General features: G+C 44.3%; 10 protein-coding genes and 1 pseudogene. 9 read left to right on the top strand and 2 right to left on the bottom strand.

The genetic code is table 11. The features are described 5' to 3' along the window. Window positions 1-54: 54 nt before the first annotated feature. The 9 genes and pseudogenes from C7459_RS06540 to C7459_RS06495 all read left to right on the top strand — a co-directional run bounded on the left by C7459_RS06540 (window position 55) and on the right by C7459_RS06495 (window position 9,702). Window positions 55-1,347 carry a helix-turn-helix domain-containing protein gene (locus tag C7459_RS06540; protein WP_109687622.1) on the top strand — a complete coding sequence of 431 codons (1,293 nt, stop codon included), beginning with the start codon at window positions 55-57 and terminating at the stop codon, window positions 1,345-1,347. Beyond that, entirely contained in the window at window positions 1,344-1,919 is a 576-nt protein-coding gene (locus tag C7459_RS06535) for a hypothetical protein (RefSeq protein WP_109687620.1), read from the top strand. Before C7459_RS06540 ends, C7459_RS06535 begins: the two co-directional genes overlap by 4 nt. Before the next feature lie 16 nt (window positions 1,920-1,935). Next, complete coding sequence (locus C7459_RS06530) at window positions 1,936-2,406, top strand: tyrosine-type recombinase/integrase (RefSeq protein ID WP_109687618.1); 471 nt, start codon at window positions 1,936-1,938, stop codon at window positions 2,404-2,406. Between the two features lie 59 nt (window positions 2,407-2,465). Continuing rightward, window positions 2,466-2,945, top strand: a pseudogene (locus C7459_RS23795) (tyrosine-type recombinase/integrase). Window positions 2,946-3,177: 232 nt separating this feature from the next. Next, window positions 3,178-4,446, top strand: a complete 1,269-nt coding sequence (locus tag C7459_RS06515) for a hypothetical protein (protein WP_109687612.1) — start codon at window positions 3,178-3,180, stop codon at window positions 4,444-4,446. 129 nt (window positions 4,447-4,575) lie between these two features. After that, window positions 4,576-5,244 carry a hypothetical protein gene (locus C7459_RS06510; RefSeq protein WP_109687610.1) on the top strand — a complete coding sequence of 223 codons (669 nt, stop codon included), beginning with the start codon at window positions 4,576-4,578 and terminating at the stop codon, window positions 5,242-5,244. Between the two features lie 537 nt (window positions 5,245-5,781). Continuing rightward, window positions 5,782-7,494 (top strand): hypothetical protein, encoded by a 1,713-nt coding sequence (locus C7459_RS06505; RefSeq protein ID WP_109687608.1) that lies wholly within the window; start codon window positions 5,782-5,784, stop codon window positions 7,492-7,494. A gap of 285 nt (window positions 7,495-7,779) precedes the next feature. Beyond that, window positions 7,780-9,303: a pre-toxin TG domain-containing protein gene (locus C7459_RS06500; protein ID WP_109687606.1), complete on the top strand. Its 1,524-nt coding sequence runs from the start codon at window positions 7,780-7,782 to the stop codon at window positions 9,301-9,303. A gap of 12 nt (window positions 9,304-9,315) precedes the next feature. Continuing rightward, window positions 9,316-9,702, top strand: a complete 387-nt coding sequence (locus C7459_RS06495) for an immunity 22 family protein (protein WP_109687604.1) — start codon at window positions 9,316-9,318, stop codon at window positions 9,700-9,702. A gap of 270 nt (window positions 9,703-9,972) precedes the next feature. On the opposite strand, the gene C7459_RS06490 is transcribed toward C7459_RS06495, so the two are convergent. Together C7459_RS06490 and C7459_RS06485 are read right to left on the bottom strand one after the other, a co-directional pair. Further along, window positions 9,973-10,770 carry a hypothetical protein gene (locus C7459_RS06490; RefSeq protein WP_146200960.1) on the bottom strand — a complete coding sequence of 266 codons (798 nt, stop codon included), beginning with the start codon at window positions 10,768-10,770 and terminating at the stop codon, window positions 9,973-9,975. Between the two features lie 58 nt (window positions 10,771-10,828). Further along, complete coding sequence (locus C7459_RS06485) at window positions 10,829-11,023, bottom strand: hypothetical protein (protein WP_109687600.1); 195 nt, start codon at window positions 11,021-11,023, stop codon at window positions 10,829-10,831. Window positions 11,024-11,471: the final 448 nt, after the last annotated feature.

Raw genomic sequence — 11,471 nt, 5'->3', positions numbered from 1 at the left:
GTCGGGTGGTTTATTGTGTTTATAAGAAATAAAACAAATTAAGAGGTGGTTAATGTGGAAACTTTCGGTCAACGTCTCCGTCAACTACGGATGAAAAAGGGCTTGAATCAAATGCAATTAGCAAAGGGGATCATCACACCATCAATGGTTTCTCAGATCGAATCTGACAAAGCAAAGCCAAGCTATCATGTTTTGGGAAAGATCGCTGAGAAACTTGAGATCCCACTAGACGAACTGATTGGGAACTTGGAAATGAACCTTGTCATCATCAGCGAGTACAGATTGGCGAAAGGCATGTTATCTGCCGGTGAATTTTCAGGTGCGCTGCCGTTTTTGAAAAAAGTTATCCAAACAAACAATGGCAAGCTAGACCCGTTTGAAATTCGCTACGATTATGCATTCTGTCTGCTCCAGTTGAACCAACTTCGAGAAGCAGAGGAGACATTCCAGCAATTGTTAGAACACGCGCAATCAAAGAGTGGTAGTCTGATCTTGGTCGTTCGTGTCTATCACCAACTAGGGCAGGTTGAATTGAAGCGTCGATGCTTTCAGATTGCGGAGCACTATTTGAAGAAAGCAATCACGCAGTTGCAGTCTTCCAATTTGAAGGACGTTCATCTTCAATGCTCGTTGTTGCTGGCGATGGCGGAGATTCAACAAAAGTCGGGTCAATTGAAACAAGCAGTTGTTACGCTTCAATTGGCCTTGCCGATCTTTGAGGAACGTGAGGACATTCAAGGACTGGGGAATCTCTATATGAAACTGGCTCAGTCCTTCCACGTAGCCGACCAGTACGAGCAAGCAACAGACTATGCCCAGCGTGCGCAGTGGTGTTTCGAGGCGTTGAACAACAAAAGTGAAAAGCTGACTCTTGAAGTACGGCTTGCGGTTCTTCAAGGGGAGATGGGGAATAGAGACAAAGCGATAAGTGCTTTAGAGTCTATCGTGGAGGACTACAGAAGACTTCGGCGGGATGAAGAAGCGGGGATCACGGTAACGGAGCTTGCGAAACTTTACCTTGCTGGTGGGAAACTCGATCAGGCAGAGGAAGCCTGTCAGACCGCTCGTAAACTGTTGCCCACTGTTCATTCCAACCAAGCATGGGTAGCCAGGATTCAAGCCGGTATCTCTCAGGCCCGAAATCAACAGACTGTCGCGGTCAAATACATGAAACAGGCGGCAGATTGCTTCAAACTCACTGAGTGCCACACGGAATATGAGGAGACGATGCAAGAGCTATCTCGCTTGTACGAGTCTCACAATGACTGTCAGAGTGCATTACGTGTGATGCATGAGATGTGGTCTTTCAACCGTCAAGCTCGGGAGCAGAGAGGGATCGTGCTATGAGTCAGGTTGTATTGCCGAAGAACGTCAGCGAGTTTGTCCGTACTGAATCTGGCTCACACCTCCTCTTGTTACTATTGGAGCATTCGTTCGGGCATACCCTCCAGCGGATTAATCCCGTTGAACGTGCAAATATGGCACGAGAATACGGGAACGACTCAACCGTAGAATTGGACTTGGAGTTACTTTTAGACCATCTATCCTTGATTCGTGTGGTCTCCAACCTGATTAGTCATGCGGAGGAAAGTTTAATCAACTATTGGTCATCTGAGAATGGGTCAATCTTTCTGGCTGATGCGAGACGTTACGTAGCCGATGCCCTGCGAATCGCACCTCAGAAACACCCTGAACGTGGCAGAGCCTATAAGAACCTTGCTTATCTCCTGTTGGAACGGAACAAGTCGAAGGCGGCCTGTGAACTCATAGGCAAGGCTATGGAGATATTCCAGCAAAATGGACTGATGGAACAGATCGAGGAGCTTCTTGAAATGATCTCGATCCGTCCAGAGATGGAGTGCAGATTGTTGCAGGAAGATATTGCAGCGGTACTTCGGAAAATGGAAGTAGAGTTGTGAGGAAGATTGAAGCTGGATGGGTACGTTGGGGAAGAGGTCAAGTCAACTCCGGCGTAGTTCGAGGATACCTGTATCAGAATCGGCAGAATTCCAAGCGGTGGAAGTGGAAAGGGATCGAGTTCAAGGTGTGGCTGTTGGAAGGGGATCGGGGGGGGGGGAAACGATTCAAACTTATCTCTCCGTCATGCAAATGTTTGTGAAGTGGTTCGAGCAAACGGAAGGTGTCGAGTTTGATGTAAAGCAGATCACGCCAATCCATATTCATGACTATCGTTCCTATTTAGCCAACAACCTCGAACAGAAGCCCGCGACAATCAACAAGGCGATTGCCACATTGAAGACCTTTTTTGGGTGGGCAGTTGAGGCAAAACACATTGGCAGTAGTCCAGCGGCAAAAGTCAAAATGAAAAGTGTTCAGAAGAACCAATCCCCCAAGTGGTTGAGCAAAAACGAACAGAACCGTCTCCTCGTTGTCATGGACACTTAGAAGAACGAGTTTAAGCAAGCACGGGATCGGGCAATCATATATACGATATTGAATCTGGCTTGCGAGCAGAAGAGATCACCGACTTGAAGCTGAATCACATTGACTTGCGCCAAGGTACTGTGACAGTCTACAGCGGCAAGGGTGGGAAATTCAGAGTTGTGCCAATGAACGACGAGTTGAAGAAAGCACTTAAAGTTTGGTTGATGTTCCGCAACGAGAGCCAGAAGCCAGCTCACAAAGAAAGCCAGTATATGTTCGTCACAGAGCGTTCAGGGAAGATGACTGTACGGGCATTGAATTACATGCTGGACGTGTACCTAGAGTGATGTGGATTGCTAGAACGGTCTGTAGGCGGTGATAAGTTGGAAGGTCAATTTTCCTGTCACTCGCTTCGTCATTCATTTTGTCATGATCTTGCTTGCAAGGGTGTACCTATTGAGCAGATCAAAGAACTTGCAGGACATGACTCGATCCAGACCACGGCGATCTACGTTCAAGCGTCAACACACGATCTACGGAAGGCGGTCAATAAAATATAGTAGCAGAGCCATCCAATGGGTGGCTTTTTTCGTATGGGGGGGGGGGGTAAACATCTGTTACCCTGAACGACTCTTGCTACAGGCCAAGAGCAGATCCAGCCTCCCACCCTATGAATATCCTCGATTCGATTTATTTTGAAAGATAAAATCCCAGGAAATGAATATTTTATTTAGAAGAACAAGTATGATAGTATTGTTATAGGCAATTTCAATCAGAAATGAGGTAAGGGCGTTGAGGCATTATTTTGAAGAATGGTTAGATAAGATTGACGTATCAGAGTCAGCGAAAAATATAATGAATGAAGCAATCGTTTGCTATAAGGCATCTGCATATAAATCTTCATTACTGTTTTCTTATGTAGGATTTCAGACTATTGTAAGAGATAGAATATTATATTCACAAGTTCCAAACGGAATTCAGGATGGTCAATGGAGAGATATTCACAGAAAATTAAGAAATGACGACATTTGGGATAAGTACTTATTCGATTTAATACAGGATAAAAATAGTCTAATATTTTCTCTTGCTGAAGACATTCAAACACAAATAAGATACTGGAAGGATAGAAGGAATGACTGTGCTCATGGGAAAAACAATCTGATAGATTATTCTCATGTAGAATCATTTTGGCATTTTATTCGTTCAAACTTAGATAGGTTTGTTGTGTCTGGTAGTCGGAAGTCTATCTTAGAGCGGATACGGACTCATTTTGATGTTACACTAACAGCTCCCGGAAAAGAGTGCACATTCATACATTTAATACCTAGAGCGGTAGATGAGATTGAATTAACTTCATTTTTGGAGGAGATTCATGACATTTTAGAAGAACTGGATGGAACGTATACTTTATTCACAAACAAGCACTATATGGATTTTTGGGTTAGTTTGTTCAAGCTAGGCGACACTAAATTAAATAAAAGTTTGGTTGAAATGATGAAAAACAATGACGATTTGTTGAGGGTTATCATTGAAACGCGTCCAGAAAGTTTATTGTATTTTGCAATAGATCCAATCTTTATTCGAAATCTTTGGTATGAGAAGATGTATAAATCTTTTTCGATTCTTTCTAGTTCAATCCTCAGTAATTTATTGAGGAACAGCCTTATTCCTTTTGAGGAGATAGATGAAGCGTTTGTTCAGTATCTTCATAAATCTGATGACGACATCCCAAATGAAAATGAACTTGTAATCCTAGTTGACAATGGATATTTTGATGTTATTAAAAGGGAGGTTTTCCAGAAAAAATTTCCACTACTTAAATTCGAGAGGTTGGCGAAGAAACTAAAAAGAAAAATCATTCAATATATCATCAAAAACAAATTAGATGATGTTGTAGTTGGTGCGTTATGCAAACTTATAGACGCAAATAAAGAGGGTTATAGTGAACTAATTGAAGCATTGAGAATATTTTTTGAACAGAACAACGAAAAGCGAGATGAGTTTCTCAGGGTTTGTAATAGATCAGGATTTATCCCTCCTTTTTCAATAAACAAAAAGTGATATTAATAAAATACTCACTTTATGGGAAATCGTGTCCGATACTGGATGCGGTTTTTTGTTTTCGAGGAATGAAAGGTATTTGGAGAGTAGGACAGAATTAGTGACTTATCACTTTAGGAAGGTGAAAACATGGGGAAACTCGAACTCTGGAATGATTTTTGTCACAAACACAATGTCCTAGAAAGTGGAGTACCACTTTTCGATACAGTTGGCCAGCAAGTCATGACCTTACCGTTTGGAAGCGATCAACGTAAGGTATTGAAGCGCAATCCACTTATGGAAGCATTGGTCATCCAAGAAGTGAATAAAGTCCTCCAAGACTATGATGAAGGGACGGGGCATTTGGACGGCCTTATTTATATGATGTATTGGGTTCAGGAGGGTGCGGTCGTTCCTCTATACATAGGCAAATCGGAGAAGATCGGGAGGGGAGGAGGCAACCTCTCCATCAATATCAAAGCGATTGAGAAGAACCCAAACTTTTGCCGTTGGGGGTACAAGTACTCCTATCACCTTGGAAACCTGAGCGCCGTAGTTTGTTCGGGGCATGACGAGTCTAAACAAATACGAAACTACGGCAAGTGGGCAAATGCATTGTTTGAATCATTCCCTGCTGAGAGGCCGGTACTGAAGAAGCAGACCTATTTTTGGATGTCAGCATGGTCACATGAATGGACAGGTGTATGGAAGGAATTTGGAGCGACATCATTGACGTTCCTAGAATACTTGTTGATTGGGCTTGCAAGTGATGTGTTTGGCGATGTGGTTTTGAATAATGAAGGAGTCAACAGGAAGTAGGGATCTCATGATGAAGGAGATTGGGGAACTCGCCTATTTTTCAATAAAAAGTTTCGATATTGGGTGACATTACACAAAACAGGTATCCGCTTCTCAATCTTGCAGTAGTCCGCTCCTAGAGGTATAATGAGTTAAATCGAATGGAATTATAACGTTGAGAAATAGCGAACAAACCTATATGTGACAAGGATTCTTTCTTTCACTTAAACGTAACTTTCCCATCGCCTGGAAGCGCGCACCCTTGGGGTGGGTGAGGTCGTGGGTTCGAATCCCGCTATTCCGACCATATGAGTTAGAAAATGCGTCAGACCTTAGGTCTGGCGCATTTTTTTCGTTTTGAGAGCAGAGTTTGAAACGGTCGCAAAGGGTGCGGTTGTCAGTTCAACAAGGGTTCGCTCCTACACAACGCCCTTTCCATTCGGTTTCAATATCGAAATGGGGAGAGAAATATATAAAATTACAAAATATTGACTAATAAAAATGAAAGTGTATAATAGTGGATGTTAAAAAATAAAAACAGTAAAAGGAGTTAGTACAATGCAAAAATGGTCACGTACAGGCAAATTCCTGTTGTCGCTACTGCTCGCAGGTATGATGATGGTGTCGAACACAGTACAAGCGGCTGACATGAAGAGTGATGTAAAGGGAGTCATTCCTAAAAATCTCTCGCCGCAAACGTTTGATTTCTCGAAAGCACCAATCAAGTTGTCTCCGCAACCAGGGGACACGCTAAAAGGAATGGGTATGCTAGACCTCGAAAAAGCTCAACCCAAGTTATTGTCGCCCGGTCAAACACAACTGGCACAACACACAAGCAGCGCGGCAAATCTGGTCACGCCCAATGCTGCAACCAACCATGACCCGAACCACGCGATCCTGCTCAATCTGAACACCTGGTATCAAGACACTCTAACCACGACAGGGATGCAGAACTGGTATGCGGTATACGTGCCAACTCCAGGGAAATTGACGGCGTTGATGCAGACAGTCAACAACGCATCGATTGATTACGACCTACACGTGTATCATTTAAACCAAACGACCTACACGTTGGAAAATGAGATCGATTCCACTTACGGTCCAATGACGAACGAACAACTTGCCACGGTCACTCAGGCTCCCGGTTACTACTACATATGTGTAAATTCCTACCAAGGATTCGATGCCACGAACCTGTTCTATCTGAACTTGATCTTGTCCAGTTCCTATGATACGAACGAGCCGAATGACAACGCGATGCAAGCAAACGTGAAGCCTGGTACATTTTCTTTGGACGGCTCGATCGACAATCTCAACGACGTTGACTGGATGTCCTACACGGTGACACAGGATACCAAGGTAAATCTCTATCTGAGCAACTCCGGTGCTGGCACGTTCAAGTTTGATATTTTAAACCAATCCCTTCAAGGACTCGGTACGATCCCACAAAATGGCTCTTACTATGCAATTTTGCCTAAGGGTTCTTACTACTTTCGAGTGCGTTCCGAGAACGGCACTGGCTCCTATCACTTGGACGTGAATCCGCAATACGTTTTTGATTACACAGCCAGTGTACCCTCGACACCAAGCAACGAAAATATCAACACCGTATGGTCAAAGATCAAGGCAGCAAACCCAGGTGTGGAATTCTCTACAAACGTTCCGCTTGCCTCCATTTACAAAAACAGTACGGTGATGAATGGTGTCATCCAACATTACTGGTACATGGAAATTAGGTACACGACATCGTTTTACTACGATGACATTGGTTACATCATCTACAACGATCAATACAAGACGTTCCAACTGCTAGACAACGGTTTGTGGCTTGCCGGATATCCGGCCTCATTACGATTGTCGCTCGGAATCTTCTCCGATAACGAAAACTATAAAAAATACTCTTGGGCAAACCCTGGCGACTACCACCACTTCTATTTGTTTGACTACTATTACAAACGAGACTATACGGTGGAATACATTGATATCAGCGGAACTCATCCGTATTTCACTTCTGACAAAACCAGCAATGATAAACGCATCATTTATGGCGTTGCCAATTGGTTCAGCGACGGAAGCGGCAACAACGAATTGGTACGCATCGACCGAGCGACTGGTCAAATGATCAAGGTATCCAATATCCTGTTCGCGAACAACGCGGAGTTCGAAAACGGTACTTTTGAAAGTGACAATGTGTACACGTTCCACTCGACGAAAGACGGCAAAACGTACCGAATCAACTTGGATACGCTGTCGGTTCTCTCTGCCCAGTAATGCGAGAAGCAAAAAAGCGCAGTTTCCTTGTGGAGAGGAAATTGCGCTTTTTATTGGTCTTGGCAGGCTTAGTTGGGTCGAGTTCCCGTACTCTCACCAAAGTCCCTTCTACGCAAAACGGCTTATTTGTGTTCCCTAGGATTAACCGCCCTCCATTTTGGCGGCGTTTTTTGTCGATTCAATACCGACAGTGGCGATCCGTTGTAGATAAAAAAATGGGGAATGTAGCGTTGCGAAGGGGGTGTAATAAATATAAAATAAAAGTTACTGAAACGAGGTGATTGAATGGTACAAGCAGATCCGTATGCACTTCGGTATGCGGCTTCACGTTTATCTGCTGGTGCTAATGAGCTTCGGACACAAGCAACTCGACTTCTACGACGAAAAGCAGAACTTGTCTCAAACGGATGGAAAGGAACAGCCTCCCAATCTTTTGACTCGCAAGTGGAGCATCAAGTTTCCCATTTGAGAAAAAACGCCGATGTTTTGGAGCATGCGGCTACTGTTTTGAATAGCCTTGCGACCCAAATGGAACATGTCGTGGAGCTTCGTAGACAAGCGAAACAGTATGAGATAGCCAGTTGGGAGTACAGTGGAGATTCCCAAGACGATCTCCAACATAGGCAGAACTTAGCGCGACAAGCGGCGCATTACCGCCAACAAGCCGATTGGGAAGCGAAGCAGGCAGATTCATTGGCGGCGGGTCAGTTCCACCAGATTATCTCAATGATCCCGAACGTATTGAGCCATGGTGGTCATATCGTTGGACGTTCTGGTGACCTTGACGACCTGCCCGAACCCATGAGAAGCTACTATAGAAGGCATCCTGAATTGTTGGAAGATGATTCAAATGTGGAAGTTGCAAGCACGAGTTCTTGGGCTTCCGTGAAAGAGGCTGATGAGAGATCTCTTCAACAGGATGCGGAAGTAAAAGCAAGTTTACTGGGCTTGCTAAAACAATTGACCCAAAACGAAAGAATGGGCTATTGGGACGAAAGTACAGATCAACAAGTATTTGAGCAAGACTATGGAGACCTGTCTACAGACGAGTTGAAAGCGCAGGTTTTTGCCCGTCTACTCAAAAATCAAGATCAAGCTGATCGAGATGAAATAGCGATCATGAATGAAGGTATTTCAACAGGTGCAGACTTTATTCCGATTGTAGGAAACCTGAAAAGTCTCGTAGAAGCAGTCACCGGTAAAGATTACATAACTTCACATGATCTATCTTGGCTTGAACGTGGATTTGCATTAGCTGGAGTGTTTGTCGGTGGTTTTGGCAAGGTTGCGGGTAAGGTAGTAAAGGAAACCTCAAAGGAAGTAGCAGATCATATAGCTAAACATGCAGATATCCCTATCAGTGACAATATTTCTGAGGGAACGGTAAAAGTTCTTGATTCTGTACCGTCTGTTAGAAATGGGGAATTCAAAAAATGGTTTGATTCCTTAAGTCCTGATGAGTTTGATAAAGTATGGGCAGATCCTAAATTACGCGAGTTAATAAAAGACCGATTGCGTTATCCAGGTGGGATGCACGAATGGCACTTGGTTGCCCGTGCAGATATCTTTAAGCGCTGGGGGGTAACTGCCGAGCAAATTGCAGAAATGAGAACATTGATAAGTGAGACGAAGTTTGTAAATCCAAAGGGGAAACATGGTGGTAAAGGTTCAACAACAGCACATAACGAACTATTGGAGATTATTGATACATCGAAAGATTATGCTATGTTTAGAAGACGTTTGCAAAGCTGGGCAGACTACCGTTTCGAAGGTGGTTCTGAAGCACTACCACTGGGGTTAAGACCATAAAGGAGGTATCACATGCAAAAGGAAGGGTTTGTATCACTTTGGGTAGGAAATATAAAAACATCGGAGGAGTTGGACAATCTACTTAGAATTTCTTATACGGAGGATGGGGATTTAATTCAATCAATATTCGCTAGTAAATTTCATATTGAGAGGTACGATGATGCTTTTCGAGAGGCGGAGTTGTATGATGATACGGATAACTCACTGAGTAGATTACTGGAAGGTTTTTCATACGACGATGTCATTGTTCCAAAATTCGCGTCCTTATTAGGCGAACAATTGAATAAAAGATATAACGCAGCAATATTACTTTACAATTTCCAATATAATGGAGATGTAAAGGAAGCTACCGTTGGATCATCTCATGTCGAATTTTTAGCAACGACTGAATATCAGTAACAGTTTTCGTTAACTAATGTCCAATAGTTTAAGCCTTGTCGGGTTTTTTCTGATGAGGCTTTTCATTTTGCGTGGAGGATCGGTATACTTTTTATGTCGTGGTGGAATTGTGCAGACTGCTTCAACTCACCTCTTCGTTTCAGAGATATGTAGATGGGAAAGGCACCCAGACAGGGGTGCCTTTTGTTTTTCTCACCAGCAAAGTTGAAAAATTACCAATACGAACAAAGTAGGTTATTTCAATTGTGCAATTCAATCAGAACTTGCCACTCAGGAGACGGGGACCATTTTGCCGTTTTCGTACTTATACGTCGTGGGAGTTGTAGCGGTGGTGCCCTCTGGGCGTTGGCCGTCGGCTGCTTGGGGAGGTTCTCGGTAGGCATCAAACAAAACTTGGCCCTCTCGTTCGACTGGCATTACGGATTCGGCTTTTAGATTGAGTGTAACGTTGGCTTCCTGGAAGCGGTTTTCCTCCCACGTGTGAATCTTCGTTATCGAAGGGATGCCCCACACGGAGATGATCTCTTTGTCCTGGTCGTTGTCGATATCGACTTCGTGGATCGTGCCGTCGACCTCCAGCAGCAATTGCGGGTACTCTCGATCCATTCGATAATAGTAGGTTCGGATGGTGTTGGACCCGTAAGCCCCTTGAATTCGCAGGAAAGGGATCGACTGGTTCAAGAGCTTCACGATCTCGGCGCTGGACAGCTCCCATACCAGCAGGCTTGAGACAGGCACTAAGTCATAAACTTGTTCGGTTTTGCTGATGAACCCGGCGTACATATTTTCTTCATCGTTTTGTTTGCTGTAGAACACCACGGTTCCGTACTCGGTCGGGATTCGCTCCAAGACTCGGTTGAGGCGCGGGAGATGCTCTTCGGGAGAGGGGTTGAGTTTCTCTTTGGACGGGAGGGTTTTTTGGGTATCGAAATAGACTTTGGAGTCTTTGAATTGCAAGTCGTAGGATTGATCCCGCCATGCTTGTTTCAAGGTTTCACGTACATTTTCGGCGATCGTGGTGGCCTGCAGCCACGCATAGCGCAAGGGATCGCTCCTAAGTTCTAGCAACAGAGTCTCCTGCGGGGAACGTTGCTCGGATGTCCGTGCGAGCATCACCCGGCATCTGTCAGCTGCGCCCCCCCTCCTCAACGGTCACAATCAATTCCTCACGGGGGTCTGTTTCTGCAAAAAAGCGTTGCAAGTGGCCGACCATCGCTTCTGCGACGGAGGGGTTGGTTGTATGGTGAACCGGCAGTCCGTTCACGAGTACCAGATAAGAAGTATCGATAACGTGTCGGACAACCGCTGCATGTTTTTTCATTTTGGTTCCTCCTCCTTGCCTTTTTCTAGTAACACTGTAAGCGCAAAAGCTGAGAGGTGTGACAAATGTAACGATTTATCAACGAAATGATTATGGTGTAGTGTTACTAAGAGATGCTGCGGAGGTGAGACTTGTCGATGGCCAAAAATACAGCTTCCTTTCGACCGGTTGAAAAAGGAGGGGATACTTGTACACGTCAATGAGCAGGACATCTTTCAATTCGGAGATGAGACGCGTGCCAAAAAAATGGTGGAGCAACTCAATCGAATATTCGAAGATCCGGATCGGGACTTGAATTTTATTACGCCGACAGTCATGAAACACGACAACCGTGCGGAGGAAGTGACCTATGCTGTTACTACCGCCTTTTGATGTCCGAAAACTGACGGTAACTTTTGTCCAAGAGTTGACGTGAATCATGACCGCGTGATCATAGCAAACCCTGTTA

The organism is Tumebacillus permanentifrigoris (assembly GCF_003148565.1).
GTDB classification, from domain to species: domain Bacteria; phylum Bacillota; class Bacilli; order Tumebacillales; family Tumebacillaceae; genus Tumebacillus; species Tumebacillus permanentifrigoris.
Note: the sequence above shows the minus strand (reverse complement) of the source record. Positions and strands in the feature narration are given on the sequence as shown.